Annotated in this window: 19 protein-coding genes; 11 read left to right on the top strand and 8 right to left on the bottom strand. The window is 44.0% G+C overall.

Annotated features, from left to right (window positions below; genetic code table 11):
• The 5 genes from LYNGBM3L_RS47520 (at position 1) to LYNGBM3L_RS16620 (ending at position 5,359) form a co-directional block, all read left to right on the top strand.
• Entirely contained in the window at positions 1–2,622 is a 2,622-nt protein-coding gene (locus LYNGBM3L_RS47520; protein WP_008185551.1) for a formylglycine-generating enzyme family protein, read from the top strand.
• A gap of 27 nt (positions 2,623–2,649) precedes the next feature.
• Positions 2,650–3,585 carry a formylglycine-generating enzyme family protein gene (locus tag LYNGBM3L_RS16635; protein WP_008185549.1) on the top strand — a complete coding sequence of 312 codons (936 nt, stop codon included), beginning with the start codon at positions 2,650–2,652 and terminating at the stop codon, positions 3,583–3,585.
• A 67-nt stretch (positions 3,586–3,652) separates the two neighbouring features.
• The gene (locus LYNGBM3L_RS16630) at positions 3,653–3,916 is read left to right on the top strand and encodes a four helix bundle protein (RefSeq protein ID WP_008185548.1); all 264 of its coding nucleotides are present in this window, start codon (positions 3,653–3,655) and stop codon (positions 3,914–3,916) included.
• A 145-nt stretch (positions 3,917–4,061) separates the two neighbouring features.
• A complete protein-coding gene (locus LYNGBM3L_RS16625) occupies positions 4,062–5,012 on the top strand; it encodes a formylglycine-generating enzyme family protein (RefSeq protein ID WP_008185545.1) in 951 nt (316 codons plus the stop codon).
• Positions 5,013–5,095: 83 nt separating this feature from the next.
• Complete coding sequence (locus LYNGBM3L_RS16620) at positions 5,096–5,359, top strand: four helix bundle protein (protein ID WP_008185543.1); 264 nt, start codon at positions 5,096–5,098, stop codon at positions 5,357–5,359.
• 260 nt (positions 5,360–5,619) lie between these two features.
• Here the strand turns inward: LYNGBM3L_RS16620 and LYNGBM3L_RS43730 are convergent, their stop codons facing one another.
• The 4 genes from LYNGBM3L_RS43730 to psbA form a co-directional block, all read right to left on the bottom strand.
• Positions 5,620–5,796, bottom strand: a complete 177-nt coding sequence (locus LYNGBM3L_RS43730) for a hypothetical protein (protein WP_154659826.1) — start codon at positions 5,794–5,796, stop codon at positions 5,620–5,622.
• A gap of 8 nt (positions 5,797–5,804) precedes the next feature.
• Positions 5,805–6,065, bottom strand: a complete 261-nt coding sequence (locus LYNGBM3L_RS16615) for a hypothetical protein (RefSeq protein WP_008185542.1) — start codon at positions 6,063–6,065, stop codon at positions 5,805–5,807.
• Positions 6,066–6,067: 2 nt separating this feature from the next.
• Positions 6,068–6,253, bottom strand: coding sequence for a hypothetical protein (locus tag LYNGBM3L_RS16610; RefSeq protein WP_008185541.1), 186 nt, complete (start codon positions 6,251–6,253; stop codon positions 6,068–6,070).
• Between the two features lie 343 nt (positions 6,254–6,596).
• Entirely contained in the window at positions 6,597–7,676 is a 1,080-nt protein-coding gene (gene psbA / locus LYNGBM3L_RS16605; protein WP_008185538.1) for a photosystem II q(b) protein, read from the bottom strand.
• 1,098 nt (positions 7,677–8,774) lie between these two features.
• Here psbA and LYNGBM3L_RS16600 point away from each other — a divergent pair.
• From LYNGBM3L_RS16600 to LYNGBM3L_RS43725, 4 genes are all read left to right on the top strand, one after another.
• Positions 8,775–9,452: a helix-turn-helix transcriptional regulator gene (locus tag LYNGBM3L_RS16600; RefSeq protein WP_008185536.1), complete on the top strand. Its 678-nt coding sequence runs from the start codon at positions 8,775–8,777 to the stop codon at positions 9,450–9,452.
• 285 nt (positions 9,453–9,737) lie between these two features.
• The gene (cofG, locus tag LYNGBM3L_RS16595) at positions 9,738–10,736 is read left to right on the top strand and encodes a 7,8-didemethyl-8-hydroxy-5-deazariboflavin synthase subunit CofG (protein WP_008185535.1); all 999 of its coding nucleotides are present in this window, start codon (positions 9,738–9,740) and stop codon (positions 10,734–10,736) included.
• Between the two features lie 138 nt (positions 10,737–10,874).
• Positions 10,875–11,108: a pentapeptide repeat-containing protein gene (locus tag LYNGBM3L_RS16590; protein WP_008185533.1), complete on the top strand. Its 234-nt coding sequence runs from the start codon at positions 10,875–10,877 to the stop codon at positions 11,106–11,108.
• 1,113 nt (positions 11,109–12,221) lie between these two features.
• Entirely contained in the window at positions 12,222–12,371 is a 150-nt protein-coding gene (locus LYNGBM3L_RS43725) for a hypothetical protein (RefSeq protein WP_154659825.1), read from the top strand.
• An 11-nt stretch (positions 12,372–12,382) separates the two neighbouring features.
• Here LYNGBM3L_RS43725 and LYNGBM3L_RS16580 read toward each other — a convergent pair whose 3' ends face one another.
• From LYNGBM3L_RS16580 to LYNGBM3L_RS16570, 3 genes are all read right to left on the bottom strand, one after another.
• A complete protein-coding gene (locus tag LYNGBM3L_RS16580; protein WP_008185531.1) occupies positions 12,383–14,533 on the bottom strand; it encodes an ABC transporter substrate-binding protein in 2,151 nt (716 codons plus the stop codon).
• Positions 14,534–14,575: 42 nt separating this feature from the next.
• A complete protein-coding gene (locus LYNGBM3L_RS16575; RefSeq protein ID WP_008185529.1) occupies positions 14,576–14,860 on the bottom strand; it encodes a hypothetical protein in 285 nt (94 codons plus the stop codon).
• Positions 14,861–15,392: 532 nt separating this feature from the next.
• Complete coding sequence (locus tag LYNGBM3L_RS16570) at positions 15,393–16,490, bottom strand: hypothetical protein (RefSeq protein WP_008185528.1); 1,098 nt, start codon at positions 16,488–16,490, stop codon at positions 15,393–15,395.
• Between the two features lie 851 nt (positions 16,491–17,341).
• Here LYNGBM3L_RS16570 and LYNGBM3L_RS16565 point away from each other — a divergent pair.
• Together LYNGBM3L_RS16565 and LYNGBM3L_RS16560 are read left to right on the top strand one after the other, a co-directional pair.
• The gene (locus LYNGBM3L_RS16565) at positions 17,342–19,612 is read left to right on the top strand and encodes a zinc metalloprotease HtpX (protein WP_008185526.1); all 2,271 of its coding nucleotides are present in this window, start codon (positions 17,342–17,344) and stop codon (positions 19,610–19,612) included.
• Positions 19,613–20,244: 632 nt separating this feature from the next.
• Positions 20,245–20,724: a cupin domain-containing protein gene (locus LYNGBM3L_RS16560; RefSeq protein WP_131827237.1), complete on the top strand. Its 480-nt coding sequence runs from the start codon at positions 20,245–20,247 to the stop codon at positions 20,722–20,724.
• 39 nt (positions 20,725–20,763) lie between these two features.
• On the opposite strand, the gene LYNGBM3L_RS47515 is transcribed toward LYNGBM3L_RS16560, so the two are convergent.
• On the bottom strand, positions 20,764–20,986 hold a 223-nt coding region (locus LYNGBM3L_RS47515), incomplete at its 5' end, for a hypothetical protein (protein WP_207554322.1).

The following is a 20,986-nucleotide window of genomic DNA, read 5'->3' as shown; positions in this document are numbered from 1 at the left end:
ATGGTGAGTGAAACAAATCAATGGTGGCCAGATGATAGAGAAGTGGCAGAGCTGATCTGGTGCTTGGCTCACTTAGATCGTATTGTTGCTCCTCCATTGTCTGAAAACATCAAACAACCAGAAGATTTACAGGATTATCTTCCGGAATCATCCACTGAAAATCCCTCAGACAATTATCCAAAGATTCCTCCCTCAGTAACAGAAAAATTAGAACAACATATACCCATTCGGACTTATCCTAAACAGTCCGACCATGCCCCGACTTCCCCTGAAAAACCCGAATCATCCTCCAGTAATTACAGCTCTCCTATTCGTGTTCCTGACCCCTTTCCCTTACCGAAACCTAGGGAAATCAGTAAAGCACTGTTGCCTTTATCTAAACGTGTTCCTGGACTGCTAGCCAATGAACTGGATATTGAGGCAACCGTTGAACAAACAGCGGAAGCTGATGGATTGCCAATGCTGGCATTTCGTTCTCCCCTAGAGCGATGGTTTGAGGTACATTTATTGATTGATTGCTCCCCTTCCATGGCATTTTGGGGAGATTTAGCAGAAGGGGTGGCAACCCTTTTTCGCTGGCAAGGGTTTTTCCGGGATGTCCGGATTTGGCACTTCGATACAAGAGAACCTACGCCCCAATTGTTTTCAGGTGTTGACCGGATTGAACGGGATGTTCGTAGCCTGATTGCACCAGGAGGACATCGACTCTTTATTGCCTTAACGGATACTTTGGGAAAAGCTTGGTATTCCAGTCAAGCCTTTGAGGTTTTAGCAGAATTAGGAGAACAGCATCCTGTTAGTATTGCCCATGTTTTTCCTCAAACCCTATGGCAGCGCACAGCTCTAGATCAGGCAATTCAACGACCATTAATTGCTCGTCAGCCAGAGTCCCCTAACTCCATGTTACAAGTAGGAGCTAGGCTTCGTACAACTGCTAGGTTATATCAATTTCCAATTTTCAATTTATCTAGGAACCACTTGAGCACTTGGGCGAATTTTACCACCGGCAGTGGCAGCAATTCTATTCAAGGGGTTTTAATTAGACAGGATATTAGACAGGATAAGCCCGAAACAGACAAAACGAATCCCAAAAAGCAAAGGTCGGAACAATCTGAATCAGTGCCGGAAACTCCCCAACAGTTACTGAGAGGATTCTTGGCTAATGCTAGCCCCAAAGCCCGAGAACTTGCGGAAGTTCTGGCTGCTGTTCCCCTGATTCCTCCAGTGATGCGCTTGGCACAACAGTGGTTTTTACCCGATAGCAAACATTGGCATCTGGCAGAAGTTTTTTTTAGTGGTCTTATCCAAAAGTCTTCCTTGGGGCCAGACCAGGCAACTGTTCCCGAAACTTGGTATGAATTTCGTCCGGGAATTCGGGAGTTACTGCTAGGAAATAGTCCAGTTCAACGCACCACTGAGATTTGGCGGGAAATTGGAGATTTCATAGAGCACCATTATGGTAGTCTGCGGGATTTTCCAGCACTGATTCCCAACCCAGCCGGGTCTGTTCAAGGTGTTGCTGGGGATCGAGAGCTCTATTTTGCCGAAGTCAAAGCAGCAGTTTTCACCACTTGGGGAGGAGAATACGCCAATTTAGCACAGGAACTTAGTGAAAAAGTAGCCCAAGGCAAACGGGAGAAAGAAGAGATTGATAAGGGATTAGAACCTTTTGATTTTGTTGCGGAAGTTCCCATCATTGTTTTTGAAGAGGAGCCAGAGGAGGATGAAGAGAAATTACAACAGTGGACATTTGAAACCCCTACTGTTAACCATCACGGGGAAATCATTAAAACCACAACCTACACCGCCTCTTACTTCACCCAAACCCTAAGCGATAATGTCGAATTGGAAATGGTGGCTATCCCTGGAGGAACCTTTACCATGGGTTCCCCTGAAAGGGAAAAAGATAGCCGTAGTCGTGAACGTCCCCAACATAATGTCACACTCCAAGCCTTCTTTATGGGGAAATATCCTGTAACCCAAGCCCAATGGAAAGCGATCGCATTAATGACAGACTTGAAAGTAGAAATAGACTTAGATCCAGACCCCTCACGCTTTAAAGGGGATAACCGCCCCATTGAAAGGATCAACTGGTATGAAGCAGTAGAGTTCTGTGACCGGCTTTCTAAGCTAACCGGAAGGGAGTATAGACTGCCTTCCGAAGCCCAATGGGAATATGCTTGTCGAGGGGTTAGAGAACCTCTCAACCTCGAAAACGGAGAATCCTATCCCCCATTCTACTGTGGAGAGACGATTACCGGACAGTTAGCAAATTACGATGCCTCATACACTTATGCGGATCAACCGCAAGGAGAAGAAAGCAAGGAAACCACCCCTGTGGATCAATTTCTTCCAAATCCCTTTGGGTTATATGATATGCACGGGAATGTTTGGGAATGGTGTTTAGATGATTGGCATAAGAATTATGACGGTGCGCCCACTAATGGCAGTGCTTGGATTGAAAATAATGAAAAGAATTCATATTCACCGCTGCGGGGCGGCTCCTGGGCTGACATTCCTGTTTACTGCCGTTCTGCGATTCGCGACGACCTCGATAGGCGCGCTGTCCGCAACTTCATTAATGGTTTTCGTGTAGTGTGCGTATCCGGGAGAACTGGATGAAGTCAGAAGTTTGAAGTTTGACTAATTATGGCCAAACTAACCATAAAACGCCCAAAACAAACCTTTCGAGGCTACAGAGAATACATCAACGGTATAGCTCTCGAAATGGTCTTAATCCCTGATGGAACCTTCACCATGGGCGCACCGGAGAGTGAAGAAGGCAGTCGTGGCAAAGAAAGACCCCAACATCATGTAACTATTTCCTCCTTTTTAATGGGACGTTACCCGATTACTCAAGCTCAATGGCAAGCGATCGCATCTCGATCTGAACTTAAGGTCAATCAATATTTAGATCCAGACCCCTCTTATTTTAAAGAGCCCTATCAAGGGATAGATAGATGGCAAAGACCTGTTGAACAAGTCAATTGGTATGATGCAGTAGAGTTCTGTGACCGCCTTTCTAAGCTAACAGGAAGGGATTATAGACTACCTTCTGAAGCCCAATGGGAATATGCCTGTCGAGGGTTTACAGAACCTCTGAACCTGGAAAACGGAGAATCCTATCCCCCATTCCACTTCGGAGAAACCATTACAACAGCTTTGGCTAATTATCGCGGAACCGATGATAAAGACTCTAGATGGTCAGGAGCTTATGGTAGAGGGCCAAAAGGAGAATACCGTCAGGAAACAACACCAGTAGAATATTTTAAAGTCGTCAACTCTTTTGGACTCAGTGATATGCACGGCAATGTTTGGGAATGGTGCGCTGATGATTGGCATGATAACTACAAAGGTGCGCCCACAGATGGCAGTGCTTGGATTGATGGTAATGAAGCAGAAAATGTCAATGCTGAAAATTCGTCATATTCAGCTAAAAATGATGAAAATATTTCAAATTCAGCGCTGCGGGGCGGCTCCTGGAACGACCATCCTTATAACTGCCGTTCTGCGATTCGCCTCAGCGTCCTTAGGCGCGGCTACCGCTTCAGCCTTTATGGTTTTCGTGTAGTGTGCGCTGGATGAAGTCAGAAGTTTGTTCGCGTAGCGTGGCCAAAGGCCAAGTCAGAAGTCAGAAGTTTGAATAAATAATTTGAGTTATCAACAAGTTTCAATTCAGGACAGAACAAAGAAGTTTGCGGTTAGAATAGTCAAAGCTTGGGTTTGGTTAGAAGAAGAATCTAAAGTTCCTAGAACCTTAGCGAATCAGTTATTAAGGTCAGGAACTTCTATCGGAGCTAATTGTAGTGAAGCTCAGTCAGCCCAATCCCGAAGAGATTTTATCAGTAAATATCAAATTGCTCTCAAAGAAGCAAGAGAAACAAAATACTGGCGCTTAGGTTCTGATAGAAGCTGAACTGGTATCATTAGAAAAGTTCAAAGCACTAATCCAAGAAACCGAGGAAATTATTAAAATCTTAGTCACCACCGTCAAAAAACTGAAAGAATAGACTTCAAACTTCAAACTTCTGACTTCTGACTTCTGACTTCATTGACTAATTATGGCGAAACTGACCATAAAACGCCCAAAACAAACCTTTCGAGGCTACAGAGAATACATAGACGGTATACCTCTCGAAATGGTCTTAATCCCTGATGGAACCTTCACCATGGGCGCACCAGAGAGTGAAGAAGGGAGTCGTGATAATGAAAGACCCCAACATGATGTAACTATTTCATCGTTTTTAATCGGACGTTACCCGATTACTCAAGATCAATGGAAAGCGATCGCATCTCGATCTGACCTTAAGGTCAATCAACATTTAGATCCAGACCCCTCTTATTTTAAAGAGCCCTATCAAGGGATCGATAGATGGCAAAGACCTGTTGAACAAGTCAATTGGTATGATGCTGTCGAGTTCTGTAACCGCCTTTCTAAGCTAACAGGAAGGGAATATAGACTACCTTCTGAAGCCCAATGGGAATATGCCTGTAGAGGGGTAAAAGAACCCCTTAACCTGGAAGCTGGAGCATCCTATCCCCCATTCCACTTCGGAGAAACCATCACAACAGATTTGGCTAATTATCGCGGGACCGATGATAAAGACTCTGAATGGTCAGGATCTTATGGTAGAGAGCCAAAAGGAGAATACCGTCAGGAAACAACACTAGTAGGATATTTTGAAGTCGTCAACTTTTTTGGACTCAGTGATATGCACGGGAACGTTTGGGAATGGTGCGCTGATGATTGGCATTCTAACTACGAAGGTGCGCCCACTGACGGCAGTGCTTGGATCGATGGTAATGAAGCGGAAAATGTCAATACTGAAAATCAGTCATATTCAGCCAATAATCAGGATAAAAGCTCATATTCAGTGCTGCGGGGCGGCTCCTGGGTCAACGATCCTGATTACTGCCGTTCTGCGATTCGCAACCTCTACGTTAGGCGCGACTACCGCTACAAGGAATTTGGTTTTCGTGTAGTTTGCGCCGGGATGAAGTCAGAAGTTTGAAGTTTGTTCGCGTAGCGTGGCCAAAGGCCAAGTTTGAAGTTTGTTCGCGTAGCGTGGCCAAAGGCCAAGTTTGAAGAAATAATTTGAGTTATCAACAAGTTTCAATTCAGGATAGAACAAAAACGTTTGCGGTTAGAATAGTCAAAGCTTGGGTTTGGTTAGAAGAAGAATCTAAGGTTACTAGAACCTTAGCGAATCAGTTATTAAGGTCAGGAACTTCTATCGGAGCTAATTGTAGTGAAGCTCAGTCAGCCCAATCCCGAAGAGATTTTATCAGTAAATATCAAATTGCTCTCAAAGAAGCAAGAGAAACAAAATACTGGCGCTTAGGTTCTGATAGAAGCTGAACTGGTATCATTAGAAAAGTTCAAAGCACTAATCCAAGAAACCGAGGAAATTATTAAAATCCTAGTCACCACCGTCAAAAAACTCAAAGAATAGACTTCAAACTTTCTAAAAACTTCAAACTTCTGACTTCTGACTTCTGACTTCTGACTTGATAGAAACTTCTAACTTCTGACTTAATAAAAACTTCTGACTTCAAACTTCTGACTTCTGACTTGATAAAAACTTCTGACTTCTGACTTAATAAAAACTTCTGACTTCATTAAAGCTGTTTGACCTGATGGTGCGTTACGGGACGGACTGTCTCAATACTGGCTACCGATAAAATCAGGGCGAGTCCGTCCCTAACACACCCTACCCAACTTCTGACTTCTGACTTAATAAACACTTCTGACTTCTGACTTCTGACTTCTGACTTGATAGAAACTTCTGACTTCACATCCCGATCTACTCCTCTTCATCATCATCCGGTAATTTTTCCATCTCCTTGGCAATTAGCGTCTGAAATTCCTCGCCACAATGAACATTCAAATGAATTGCAGCAGCCAGCAATTCTGCCAAAATTTCCGCTTGTTGTCTAGCACTGAGGTGAGGTGACTGAAGTTGATGAATTAAAGCGGTAACGGTTTGGCATTCTGAGCCTAATTCTGTAATTAATGTTTTGAGAGTATTGCTCGTAATAGGAAGGGAGCGGTCGCGAATCTGCATAATTATTTACCCAATCGTTTTAGTGCTTGCTGAATGCCCTTCTCAAAGGCACGAATCTCAGTTTCCCAATGCCTTATTAAACCTTGATCTGGAAAGTCCTTTTCATACTCTAGTTTAATCTTTTCTTGGTGTTCAGCAATACGCTGATTCAAGCTACGAATTGCCTTTTTGTGGTTTTTCTTTCCCATAAAGTTTATAGATGCACCCACAGACTTGCACCAGTATCTTATCGGGATGGTGTCTTCACCACCTTTATATTTTACCTACCCATACTTTTTATCTTGTAGGGTGAATGAATTGGTAGATCTCATTTTTGCGGTTTGACCTGCTGGTGCGTTACGGGGCGGGCTATTTCAACCAGGCGCAAAGAGGCTTAAAATTAGGGCAAGCCCGCCCCTAACGCACCCTACTGGACTTCTAAATTCTAAATTCTAAATTCTAAATTCTAAATTCCCGTTATATACAAACAAAAAAGCGCTCCCCAAACGGAGAGCGCTTCTTTCAAACTCAGCCAATTAAGCCAAGTTTAGATTAGCCGTTGATAACTGGAGCAGTTAAAGCAACAGGAGTAGCTTCACCAGCAGCTAGGTCTAGAGGGAAGTTGTGAGCGTTACGCTCGTGCATTACCTCGAAACCTAGGTTAGCCCGGTTAAGAACATCAGCCCAGGTGCTGATTACATGACCTTGTGAGTCAATGATGCTCTGGTTGAAGTTGAAGCCATTCAGGTTGAACGCCATGGTGCTGATGCCCAAAGCGGTAAACCAGATGCCTACTACAGGCCAAGCACCTAAGAAGAAGTGCAAGGCACGGCTGTTGTTGAAGGACGCATATTGGAAGATCAAACGACCGAAGTAGCCGTGAGCTGCAACGATGTTGTAAGTTTCTTCCTCTTGTCCGAACTTGTAACCATAGTTCTGAGACTCGGTTTCGGTGGTCTCACGCACTAAGGAGGAGGTCACCAAAGAACCGTGCATAGCACTAAACAGCGAACCGCCGAATACGCCAGCTACACCCAGCATGTGGAAGGGGTGCATAAGAATGTTGTGCTCAGCTTGGAACACGAACATGAAGTTGAAGGTACCGCTGATTCCCAAAGGCATACCATCGGAGAAGGAACCTTGTCCAATGGGGTAGATTAGGAACACAGAAGTAGCAGCAGCCAAGGGAGCGCTGTAAGCAACGCAGATCCAAGGACGCATGCCTAGACGGTAGCTCAGCTCCCACTGACGACCCATGTAGGTGAAGATACCAACAAGGAAGTGGAAGACGATTAGCTGGTAAGGACCACCATTGTAGAGCCACTCATCTAAGGAAGCTGCTTCCCAGATGGGGTAGAAGTGCAAGCCAATGGCGTTAGAAGAAGGAACAACAGCACCAGAGATGATGTTGTTGCCATAAATCAAAGAGCCAGCAACAGGCTCGCGGATGCCATCAATGTCCACAGGGGGAGCAGCGATGAAGGCGATGATGAAGCAGATGGTAGCGGTTAGCAATGTAGGGATCATCAGTACACCGAACCAGCCTACATAGAGGCGGTTGTTGGTGGAAGTGATCCAATCGCAGAACCGGTCCCACACGTTAGCGTTACGCTGGTTTAATGTGGTAGTCATGTTCGGATGATTGCGTTTATTAGATTATCTAGGTTCAGAAGGCTTGTTTCGCCTGTCTGTATTTATCCTAATACAATCCTGAAGATAAATACATTTTCCAGGTTTAATCGTAACTTTATTTAAAACTAGTTAACTTTGCTTAATAAAAAAATGGCGATCGCTTTCTTGAAAGATGACTGATAGCTCCCACAATGGTGATGAATCAGAGGGATGAATCAGAGGGATGAATCCTAGGCTAGGCATGGCTTAGCCAGGTTATGGCCAGCTTGGTTAATCCGTTTGAACCACTGCTATATTAGCTTAACATTGCTTAACAAAGATAGTAGTGATTGCTTTTGTCAATATTTACTGATATCTGGGACAATTTTGATTAATCCTAGGGATTAATCCTAGATGAATCGTAGGGTGGGCAGTGCCTAGCAAAGGGCTTTTCAAGCTTCATTATCTGTGTGATGCACTGCCCACCTAATACTTAACATTACTTAATAAAAAAAGTGCGATCGCTTTCGTGACCAGATTTAGGATTAATCACTAGGATTAATCCTAGGGTGGGCAGTTAGACCGACTACTGAGGGCTGAATGCTTACATTTCATGACTTGGCTTAGCTAGCCCATTCACTATTTCTACACATTGCCGTGATCTAATGGTATTTATAGAGAGATATATATAGAGCAACACCCCTAAACAGTAGAATTTCGGATTTTTAAGCCACAAAACAAATAAAAAACCAATAACTGTCGAAAAACTTCACCGGGTGCATCTCATTTTTGCTGTTTGACACGGTGGTGCGTTACGGGCAGCAACATAACCCTGACTAAGAGGCGAAAAATGAAGCCCCCCCTATAGCACCACTAGCAAAATTTTCAAAACTGAGATGCACCCAACTTCACCTTCCTTCCGGTCCCTTCACCCGGCTACCCTTGATTGCAAACAAATGCAACGAATTTGGGAAATCTGTAGCTTGCTCATTGTAGCTACAGGAGTTCGCCTATAAAAATGACTGTATCAGTAAGCCAGAACGAGTTACTCAATTCAGCCATCTCTGTATAGAGTTCTTGGGTAATTCGGAGAGTTATGGGTATTGAAGGAGATTCAACATGTATAGCTTAGAGTCCCAGATTAACTACCAAGTCAAAGGTTTCGATCGCGTAGCGTGGCCGAAGGCCAATCGCGTAGTGTGGCCGAAGGCCAATCAGCTCAGTCATTCGGAAAATAAGTCTAAAATTGCTAGTTTACCATCGAATAACTCTCAATTCCTCCTACAAGCTATTCTTGAAGGGTTTGTTGACGGTGTCTTGATTCTGACGTCTCAAGGAAAGTGGGTTCATGCTAATGAACGTGGGCTTAGCATTTGTCGTCAACTCTGTCAAGATAAGTCACAGATGAGTTCTATCCCTGAGTCAATTTGGCGAGTGTGCGAAGGGTTAATTGATAGTCGCGATTGGTTTTCTGGGCAGAAAATGATTCTTGAGTCGGAAATCAAAATGGATAATTCAGTAACATTTCGAGTTAGGGTCAGATGGTTATTTTTGGATAATCAAGCAGAACCATATCTGTTAGTAACTCTAGAAAATCGCCATCATTCTTACTATAATGCTGCTATTACTGATGCTAAAAAATATGGATTGACTAACCGAGAAGCTGAAGTTTGGTTGCTTAAGAAAGCTAAAATGTCTTACAAAGAAATTGCAGCTCGGCTTTATATTACTACCAATACTGTTAAGAAGCATCTGAAAAATATTTATGCTAAACAACAGGCATTAGTTAGTAGCTAATAGGGAGTAGGGAGTAGGGAATCGGGAGTCGGGAATCGGGAGTCGGGAAGAAAGCATTCAGCTATCAGCTATCAGCTATCAGCTAATGCGCACGCTACTTGAGGTGCTTATGCGCTACAGATGGTGCTACTTGAGGTGCTATCAGCCCAAGGCCAACTGACCGCACCTCAAGTAGCGTGAGCTTTTAGCTCACCGCTGACCGCTGACCGCTGACCGCTGAATGCTTAAAGTGTTACTTGATAATTAACAATTATCATAGGACTCTTTTGACGGGTGTTTGTTGCTATGGACGTTTCTGATTCCCAATCTGATTCCCACATCATTACCTACAGCCCTGCCTACACTTTGGTTCCGACTTACGAATGCTTTAATCGCTGTAGCTACTGCAATTTTCGGGCGGAAGCGGGGAGCAGTCCTTGGTTGAGTGTGGAGGATGCGGAAAATCAGTTAAGGTTGCTTCAGTGTCAGGGTGTTTGTGAAATTCTGATTCTTAGTGGTGAGGTTCATCCTAGGTCTTCACGGCGCAAGGCTTGGTTTCAACTAATTTATGATTTGTGTGACCTGGCTTTGTCTCTGGGATTTTTGCCCCATACTAATGTTGGACCGTTGAGTTGGGAGGAGATGGCGCGACTCAAGCAGGTGAATGTGTCTATGGGGTTGATGTTGGAACAATTAACACCGGAGTTGCTCAAAACCGTTCACTGCTATGCTCCCAGTAAGATACCAGAGGTGCGACTACAACAGTTGCAATGGGCGGGAGAATTGGGGATTCCCTTTACGACCGGTTTGTTGTTTGGCATTGGTGAAACTGAGCAGGATTGGTGGGAAAGTTTAAATGCGATCGCACAAATTCATGGTGAGTATGGTCATATCCAAGAGGTCATCCTGCAACCTTACAGTGAGGGCACTACAGAAATCTTTCATAGTCAGTCTTTCGGTCTTAATCACCTGGTAAAAGTGATTCGGAAGGCGCGTCAGATTTTGCCCTTGGATATTACTATCCAAATTCCTCCCAATTTAGTTGATACTGTTGGGAACTTGCCTCAACGGTCTTCTGCTCTATTAGCGTGTTTGGAGGCTGGCGCACGGGATTTAGGAGGAATTAGTCCCAAGGATGAGGTGAATCCCGATTATCCTCATCCCCATAGTTATCGATTGCGCGAAGTGATTGAACCAGCTGGATGGAAGTTAGTAGCGCGTTTGCCAGTTTATCCTAAGTATGACAGTTGGTTACCTGCGAGATTGCAACGGGTGGTTGAGAGATGGCGAATTGGTGATAGGTAATTGGTTATGGGTAATTGGTAGAGGTGTTGAACAGCACTGGAACCAAGATTCCGATAATTTCGTCTCGTCAGAGGTGAAACGATTGACCGACAAGCCTGATGTCAAACAGGAAGTGTGCTCAACAAGTACGTAGCAACTATGTTATCCGACTTCTCTGGCCAAAATCTCCAAGGTCGCTCCTTTAAGGGTCAAAACCTTACAGGAGCAAACTTTAACCACGCTGACCTTCGAGGTGTAGACTTCACCAATGCTCTTTTGAAAGGAGCGACCTTTAGCCATGCTAGGAGTGGATTACAGTATTACTGGGTAATTATTTTACTGGGATTTTCATTACTTCTCTCAGAGGATATCTCCCAAGTTTTTTTATACTGAATTTTGCCCCCCTAGCCCCCCAACTTTGGGGGGAACAAGAGTCAATTTGCTTCTAAAAGTCCCCCAAAATTGGGGGACCAACGGGGGCTTGGATGTAACAAATGAAACTTCTCAGACAACCTCTCAGTATTATCAAGTCACATTTTCTGTCGAACTGGTCATATTTCCCTGAAATTTCTGGAATCAGAATCCCCTATTCTTCAGAGTTGTAGGGTGGGCAAAAACATTTTGGTTATGGGTGAGTATTCTAGATAATATCAATTTGCCCACCCTACTGACTTGTAGGTTGTAGGGTGGGCAAAAATATTTTGGTTATGGGTGAGTATTCTAGATAATATCAATTTGCCCACCCTACTTTAATTGGGATTTTTTTTGACATTAGGTGGGCAAAAATATTTTGGTTATGGGTGAGTATTCTAGATAATATCAATTTGCCCACCCTACTGACTTGTAGGTTGTAGGGTGGGCAAAAAAAAACATTTTGGTTATGGGTGAGTATTCTAGATAATATCAATTTGCCCACCCTACTGACTTGTAGGTTGTAGGGTGGGCAAAAAAAAACATTTTGGTTATGGGTGAGTATTCTAGATAATATCAATTTGCCCACCCTACTGACTTGTAGGTTGTAGGGTGGGCAAAAAAAAACATTTTGGTTATGGGTGAGTATTCTAGATAATATCAATTTGCCCACCCTACTGACTTGTAGGTTGTAGGGTGGGCAAAAAAAAACATTTTGGTTATGGGTGAGTATTCTAGATAATATCAATTTGCCCACCCTACTTTAATTGGGATTTTTTTTGACATTAGTTGTAGGGTGGGCAAAAAAAAACATTTTGGTTATGGGTGAGTATTCTAGATAATATCAATTTGCCCACCCTACTGACTTGTAGGTTGTAGGGTGGGCAAAAAAAAACATTTTGGTTATGGGTGAGTATTCTAGATAATATCAATTTGCCCACCCTACTGACTTGTAGGTTGTAGGGTGGGCAAAAAAAAACATTTTGGTTATGGGTGAGTATTCTAGATAATATCAATTTGCCCACCCTACTTTAATTGGGATTTTTTTTACACTTTTGGTGGTGCGTTACGGGGCGGACTATCCCAACTTTGACGGTGCGTTACGGGACGGGCTATCCCAACACTGGCTACGAGGCAGAAAATGAGGGCAAGCCCGTCCCTAACGCACCCTACGAGGATAAAAATAAGGGCAAGTCCGCCCCTAACGCACCCTACGCACTAAAAACCCGTCGCCAACCTTCATAATAGCATAACCACTATAATACGATTTCCCTATAAAAGTACCAAAGATGGGCATTCCAATTAGTATCGAAATCGTTGGGTAATCGCTCCTGAAGACTAGAAGATTGTAGGTGAAGTAGCTCCGGTTTGTTGAGGGGAGTTGGGATTACAGTCCAATCTTTTCTGTTATTGAACTGGCTATAGAGTTTCTCAGTATATGGTAGCACCGCAGCATTATACTTGTTACTACTTACTACCTCTGTGACTGCATCAAGCTGCCCTAGGACAGAAATAACAATACGATCCAATCGTGGCGCACCTTTTACATACTTGGGAAAAGCATTCAGTACAATTTCTTGGCCTGAGTCAAATCTCTCAACCTGGAAAGGTCCACTGCCAATGGGCTTCAGCTGAAAACTTTTTTGATTGTAAGCGTGGCGCGGTACTATACCGATAGTCATCACAGAGGCAATGTAGCGTGGTAGTGGAGACTCAGCAATGTCGATGGGGCGGGGGCGTGGTTGGTCAACGATTTCGATAGACTCAATCTGATCAATGCTCTCGATAGACTGAATCTGCTCCCGGTCAATGGGCGTAATGGTATCATCTTTGTCAATATCAACTTGATCAGAATTATCGTCTTTGCGTTCCTCTTCTTTGAGAAAAGGCCACAGTACTTCAAAGCTGATTATCCGATCATTAACGACATTGATATCTCTGATTATGTTTATCACCCGCTTATTTGGGCTTGAGTTAAGTTTTTTATATACCTGATAGGTAAACTCTACATCAGCTACAGTAAGCTGTTTTCCGTCATGGAAACTCACTTCTTCAGAAAGCTGGAAATAAATTATTCGAGTATTATTTTCCTTATTTTCAATCCACCACCAACGAGTAGCAATATCGGTTACGAAAGCTCCTGTTTTTGGATCAAGACGACCCAAACCACGGAAGACTAGGCTCAACACATCCCCTGGACCGTAGTTCATATTCGCTGAAGGGTAGTTAATATTGAGTAGTGGGTCAAGGGTATTGATATCACGAAAATCAGCAATGGTTAGTTGGTTTAGACCTTTAACCTCAATCTCTCTGGTAAAGGTGCTGTTAGCTCGGTTTAGGTCTAAATTTTTCTGGTGTGGATCAGCAGTGAAGCGGATGGTGTGGGAACCAGGGTCGAGTCTGAGCTGGCGACGGATACTGCTGTCTTGCGATCGCTGATTGGGCTGCAACGGACCGTGGGATTGGATTGGCTGCGGCTTGTTATCCACTGTCCACTGTACCTCGAAGGTATCAGAAGAACTATTCCCTTGATTGATTAGATCCGCTTCAATGGTAATCAGGTCTCCTGCTAATGGTTGATCTGGTGTGATAGTAATATTTCGCACTCGTAAATCAACGGTGATTGCTTCCCAAGACAGCAGATTGGTGCTTTGACCATCGATAACTACAAACAAGACACCAGAGCCTGTTACTTCGGGCATGGTAACAATTAAACGGGACTTGCTCCACTCAAGAATCTGTACTGCTTGACCTTGGAAGAAAACTGCGGCATTAGGGTCGCGATCGCCAAAATTACCTCCCTCAATCACAACCTGGCTTCCGGGTAGTCCTTTTGCTGGTTTCACCTCACTCAAGAACGGTAGCTGTCGCCATATCCGAATCCGTGAATCAGCAATTCCAGTTTTGCGGCTGAGTTCAGCTACCATTGCCGCTGTTTGGCTGTAGCCTTCAAGGTCATTAACTGAGTAAATCCCAATGCCATTTAATTGTTTGATCTCAGCCTCGGTAATACCAGGTAGAGTAGCCAGGGGCCTAGTGCTGATCGGTTGATCAAGTTGCTTACGCACTCCTTGTAACTGGCTTTCTAGGACTTGGGCAAAATCCAGTTTGATAACAGTAGCGCTATTTTCCCCAGGGTCTGTAGTCCGAAATAAGATTTTACCGTCAGAGGTACGGCGCAGCTTAACTTCTATATCGAGTTGAAGCTGTTTAATCGCCATAGACTTGCCACGGGCATAAGATTTCAAAGAAAGAGTATCTTCAGCACGGTCAATTTCAGCAGCGATCGCATCAACCATCTCCGCTAGCTGCCATTCCGTGTTTTCCTCTGTATTGCTGTTTGTATTGTTTTTTGTATTACCTTTTGTATTGCCGTTGCTGGCTGTTAATGATTCCTCATTAGTCATAGTAGTTTACTAGCAAAAGTGTTTAACTTCGGAATAGTAGTCTTATCGTGATTTTTCAGGAGCGATAGTCATGCGGATGCGACCTAGTTTACCGACAGGGGGAGTTTCTATAGTTGAAGGTAAACTAATCATTACTCGTGATTTTGTTTTCTCTTGACTTAAAAATTGCCCATCGGTTTTTAGGTATAAATGGGCTGGAATATCAAAATAAACATCTGTAACCTCTAAATTCGTTTCTGTAGTGCTGTCAGAATTTGTCTGGTCGAGGGTGTCAGATACTTCTTCAAGGATCAGGGCAATCAAGTTGCCTAGTGTGATGTCAGCCATAGGTATAGCGCTACGCGCAAGTCAGAAGTTAGAAGTCAGAAGTTAGAAGTAAGTTATGACTAAGTTTCGGAGTTTAGGAGCGATGCAGAGGTGCGACCCGTGGCGAATTTAATTCTTAATGCGGAAAGCGCACCTAAGCGGTTTTGGGGGTTCCCCCCATGAGCGACTGCATCAAGACAATGTCAAACACCTTAGAGGTTGTCTGAGAAGTCTCATTTGCTACATTCAAGCCCCCTAAATCCCCCAATTTTGGGGGACTTTTACCAACAAATGGATTCTTGTTCCCCCCAGAATTGGGGGGCTAGGGGGGCAAAATTCAGTATCAAAAAACTTTTCAGATATCCTCTTAATGCGTAGTGCTCTAATGATAGATAGGGGATGATTGAAGTTACTTAATAAGGAAGCAGGGAGCAGGGAGTAGGGAACAAATCTCCCCAAACTCCTCTCTCTTTTCCTATTCCCTAGGCGCTAACCTATCGCAACAATCATCCCGCTGTAATACTTAAGTGATTAGGTAATCAATTTATCCGTTTTATTCTACTATTGGGAAGGTCTCGGTGCGGAAGCGAATTTTAACCTGACCAATGATTTCAGTACTCATGGTGACGTTATCAAATGAACTTTCATTAGTTGCTTTGACTTTTAGTTTGTTGAAGTTTGCTCCAACAGAAGCACGACCCCATCCCCACCTAGCACTGGCTCGGATAGAAGCGCCAGCTTGTAAACGGTCGTACTCGCTTTTTCGTCTAGTTTCTGTTTCGGTAGCAGTAACGTTAAAGGTAAGTTTAGAAAGGATTTCACCATCGGTGATCACAATCCGTGCCATACCCTGCCGTGCCATCTCCCGGAGATGATCAATCAAGCTCTGTGCCAGTGACTCAGAGAGTTTGCGACGAATTACTTGGACTTGAGGAACTGTGAAAGAATTCTTCTGCTCTGGTGTGATAGTGAGTTTAAGGGGTTGTTCCAGGTTGACCGTTTCTGCTTCTAATGCTCTTGCTACCTCCTTTAATTTAGTAACACCAGCCTTGCCAGGATTGCCGGTGTTTTGGTCTGTAGGTGTGTTTGGAAATATATAGTTCGCCCGTACAAGAGTGCCGCCATTTCCATCCGGGTAGTTTTCATTAAGGTGTGCCTTAATCTCCGCATCAGAGACGTTCTCAGCCTCAAACTGCTTGAGGGTTTTGGCTAGGTTAGCAACCAGCTCAGCATAGGCTTCGATCTGTCTGATTGTCGCAGCGATAATAGCATCGAAAGTACCGTTAATTAAGCCAGCAGTAAACTCCACAAAGCCTAGGTCTTGTACTTGCTTGGCGGCATTAATACCGGTATTAACAGCATCACCGATAGCCATGCCTCCAACCATGGATATCTGAGATTGCTGCTGATTCAGTTTTTCCTCAACCAATTCCTGGAGTGTGTTACCGAGGATATCAGCAATACCATCGCGCACTAGTTGCCGCTCTTGCTGGTCCCTAATCCGTGCTAGCGCTGAATCAACAATCTCGGTGACGATGCGGTTAACACCTTCTTCTATTAGTGCTTCAGTAGACGGATTTTTATCCGTGGACTGAATTTCTGGGTTTGGCATCTCACCTAACTGTGGCGGGATTGGATTTTGTGAAGTCATGGCATGATGTCCTTAATATTAAATGGGATAAATCGGGGTAATTTATCTAGCCCTTGGATTAGTAATTTAACATTATGCATTCCCTTGATCACAACTTTCAAATGAGTATATCACACTGAATTGGATCAATAAAGGTACCTCCTAGCAATTATCCTAGCTATGAGGTACAAAATTTCGGGATTTTAGGGAACAGCGGATCTGGGAACAGGGAATAGGAATGCGCTGCATCAAAACAGGGAATCAACGTCAAAGAATACTGTACCTCATAACGGCGATAAACGCTAGATATACTCCTTAATTTACGAAGGAATAACGTTTTTGTAACAAAATAACAGCTTAAAGATTATTTTTCCACCCTGAAAAAGCGTTGTTTATAGCAACATATCATTATCATGCGTAGCTTAATTATGGTATAATTAAGCTATCCTATAACCCCACTTTTTTTTGAAAAAAAATCTAAAATTCACCCATACGTTGTGAATGTAGAGGCTGATGTAGAGGCTGATGCTTTCAATCATTAATCCTTAATTTCAGCAGCAAAAAATATTAGCATACACCCTAATCAATGGGGCTATTATGGTTTTTAAATGAAATGTAAACAAAAGATGATGGAGCAATAAAAATTCGGATCAAAGACCAGCTAAGACTAGGAAAGATATTCGAGGATTTTTTGATGTAGGCTAAATGAGCCTAAGTTTTTATGACCTATTCATAAAAGCTATATTATTACTGAAGTCTGGATCGTGCCTACTGCTCAACACCTGTGAAATCATTACATCGAACTGAGGCGCGATCAAATCCGTAGCCCAAGGTTATCTTAAAGGAAGATAGGGACAAACACTCTTAACCTCATGGCATCTATTCCTAATCCAACTCTGGCAGCTGGTCTAGCAGCTCTCAAACAGGGCAATTACCAGGATGCGATCGCACACTTAGAAGGTGTCTGTGAGATGGAGTTGGATGACTCCATTGTGACGGAAGCCTCTCAATCCCTAGTCGAGGCTTATCCTAAGCATGGTCAGCCAGAAAAAGCGATCGCACTTTGCCAACACCTGAGGGAACACCCTGACCCCCAGATACAGGAATGGGCAGCTAAAACTGAGGCTGAGTTAATTACCAAGTATCCGGTTGCTGCTAAATCCCCTACTGATGCCACAGGGTTTACCCCCCTAGAGGATCAGGCTTCTAGCCCACTGAAACTGAGCCGTAAACCAAACCAGACTGCTTCATCTTCTTCCCTATTACCAGTTCCCTACTCTCCCCCGGATATTCCCACCCTCTACACTCCTCGTCCTCGATGGCGCAACTGTGGACGAGCACAGCATTGGCATCCCCTGAAATCTGCCAAGATGGAACGGTTGTGGTTAGTCGCAATCACGGTTGCGATCGCATTTTTCTGGCTACTGCGGGTTCTAGTGGAATTCGCCATGGAAACCATCAATTCCATCTTGGTAGAGTTACCCTGGTTCCAACCCTTCCAATTGTTATACCGTGACCCAACCGTAGCCCTAGAAATTACCTTAGCCATCCTATTTATCCTATCGCCCTGGTTAATGGATGGATTGCTAAAGCAGTTTCATGGTCTTGAAGCCCTATCCTTGACCCAACTAGCTTCCCGCCATCCAGAATCCGCTAAAGTTATACAAAAGGTTTGCCGCAAACGTCGTCTGCCCTTACCGAGCTTAAAAGTCTTACCCACAGACGCCACCGTAGCCCTGACCTATGGTAACTTACCTCGCACTGCTCGGATTGTAGTTAGTCAGGGATTATTAGACCAGCTCAAAGATGATGAAATTGCCAACATCTACGCCGGTCAGCTAGGACATATTATCAATCGGGATTTCATCTTGATGTCCCTAGGGGTACTAATTATTCAAATCCCTTACACTATCTATTGGCAAATCCCTCAGTGGGCAGAGAAGCTAAAGGAATTACTGCTAGTTAAATTACCTGGTGCTAGGGGATGGTTAAGCGCAATCCTTTTAGGAATTACTGGTACTGTTGCTTCCCTCAGTTACAGCATTTATTGGGTATTGAGCTTACCCCTGCTATGGTTATCTAGAGCTAGGGTTTACTATAGCGATCGCATCGCCATCTCAACCACAGGTAATCCCAATGGCTTGACCCGCGCCTTACTAAAAATTGCCCTAGGGATAAGCGAAGACATCCAAATTTCCGGCCAAACCAGTGGGCTATTAGAAAGCTTTGATGTCTTACTCCCCGTCGGTTATCAGCAAGCCATGGTTATCGGCAGTTTTTCCCCCACCACCCCCTTTGAAGACATCTTGAAATGGGACTGTACTAATCCCTACCGCTACTGGTTAATCATCAACTCTGCCCATCCCCTACTCGGAGAACGTTTACATTTACCTAAGCGCTACGCCCACTTTCTCAAGCTTCATGCCGAACTAGATTTACCAGCTTTAATTCCTGCCAGTCGCAATCGAGCTGAATTTTTCTCTAAACTCAGCAACAGTTACAAAGCCTTACCCCTGCTACAAAGTACCCTAATTTTTGGCGTAATTATGGGCGCAGCATTAAGAGGGATACTTTGGATGATTGGTAAACTGTCTGACATGTTCGACATTTGGCAGTTAATTTGGCTACATAACGCCAATTCCTTTATCGATGCTTGTATCTTAATTGCCTTTAGTATCAGTGTCTTTCTCTGGATTAATAATTACTTTCCCGACCTCAAACCTACCAATATCGGTACTGACCCCGACTTAGGAGATTATTTCGCCACTAACGCTACTCTACCTCCCGATAGTCGTCCTGTTCTCTTAAGCGGAAAACTATTAGGACGTTCGGGATTACGCAATTGGCTCGGACAAGATTTAATATTACAAACCTCGACAGGTTTAGTCAGACTAAACTACTGTTCCTATCTCGGACCACTAGGTAATATCCTACCTCAACCCACCCGTGTTAGTAATTTAGTTAACCAGACCGTAATCGTCACCGGTTGGTTTCGCCGGGGTGTTAATCCCTGGATTGATATTGAAACCATCAGTATCGAAGGAGATAAACCAATTCGCAGCTACTATCCCATTTGGATTACCATCCTCGCCACAGTAGCAGCCCTATCCGGCGCTTATCTGATTTCCCAAGTGGGAGCCTGAAATTACTAGGGAATTGGGAATCGGAACCCACCCCTAACCCCTCCCAGGAGGGGAACGGGAATCGGGAATCGGGAATCGGGAATCGGAATAGTAGATGTAGGGTGGGCAGTGTATCAGACTCGATTAATCACTGCGAGGATAGTTGCTATACACTGCCCACCATAGTTGCGTAGGGTGCGTTAGGGGGGCTCGCCGTCATTTTCAACCTCGTAGCCAGCCTTGGGAAAGTCCCCCCCGTAACGCACCACTGGGTTAAACACTGCCCACCATCGGAATAGTAGAGCAGCCCAGCATCGGAATAGTTGATGTAGGGTGGGCAGTGTATCAGACTCGATTAATCACTGCGAGGATAGTTGCTATACACTGCCCACCATAGTTGCGTAAGGTGCTGGGTTAAACACTGCCCATCATCGGAATAGTAGAGCAGCCCACCATCGGATGGGGTTGATGTAGGGAGTGAACAGACCGGATCAATTACTGGGATGATAGTTTCTAGACACTGCCCACCATCGGATGGGGTTGATATAGATGTAGGGTCGGCAGGGTCGCAGAACGGATCAATCACTGGGATGATAGTTGCTAGACCATGTTTCTAGTTCATGTATTCACAACCAAAATCCAAACACTATAGTATGAAAAAACTGTCTATAATTTTACCATTAGCCATCCTAGCTTTTGGATGTGTAGTTGTTAACAGTCAAGAAACCTCCTCACCCAATAGTTACACTCAATCGGTTACAAGTGACGTTTTAGGCAGTGGTTATCCGACTCAAGAAAAAAAGGAAATTCTGGAACTTATTCGCCATACCATCAAACCCAGAACAAAACTGCCTACTCATACTCATACCGGCATGCAAATTGCACTAGTAGAGGCTGGCACGTTAACGTTTACTGTTGTGAAAGGAGAGGCTAAAGTAAGGAAAGCTAATGGCAAAGAATTAATTCTGCAAGCAGGGCAAACTACACAACTAACGGTTGGAGATTCTCTAGTTGAATCGAGCGGAATGGTTCACTATGGTGAAAACAAAACAAACAAACCAGTTATTCTTCTGTCCGCTTCCCTATTTGATGTTGAGCAACCAAAAACTATTTTAATTGAACCGGAAAAGTGAAGAATAAAATGTAAGCGGTAAGCGGTAAGCGGTCAGCGGTCAGCCGTCAGTTTCTAGGGTGCATTTCAATGGATGCAAAAACACTCTTCGGTCATAGAAAGCTAATATCATTTTATGACAATTACCCTTAATAAAAATCTCCCCCATCTCCCGATCTCCCCGCGCCCGCGCCCCACACTTCCCACACTCCCCACACTCCCGATTCCCGACTCCCGAAAAAAACATTAAGAAATGTTGCGTTATTCCTAAATATTCGTTACAT

The organism is Moorena producens 3L (genome assembly GCF_000211815.1).
Taxonomy (GTDB): domain Bacteria; phylum Cyanobacteriota; class Cyanobacteriia; order Cyanobacteriales; family Coleofasciculaceae; genus Moorena; species Moorena producens.
This window is presented reverse-complemented; position numbering and strand designations above follow the sequence as displayed.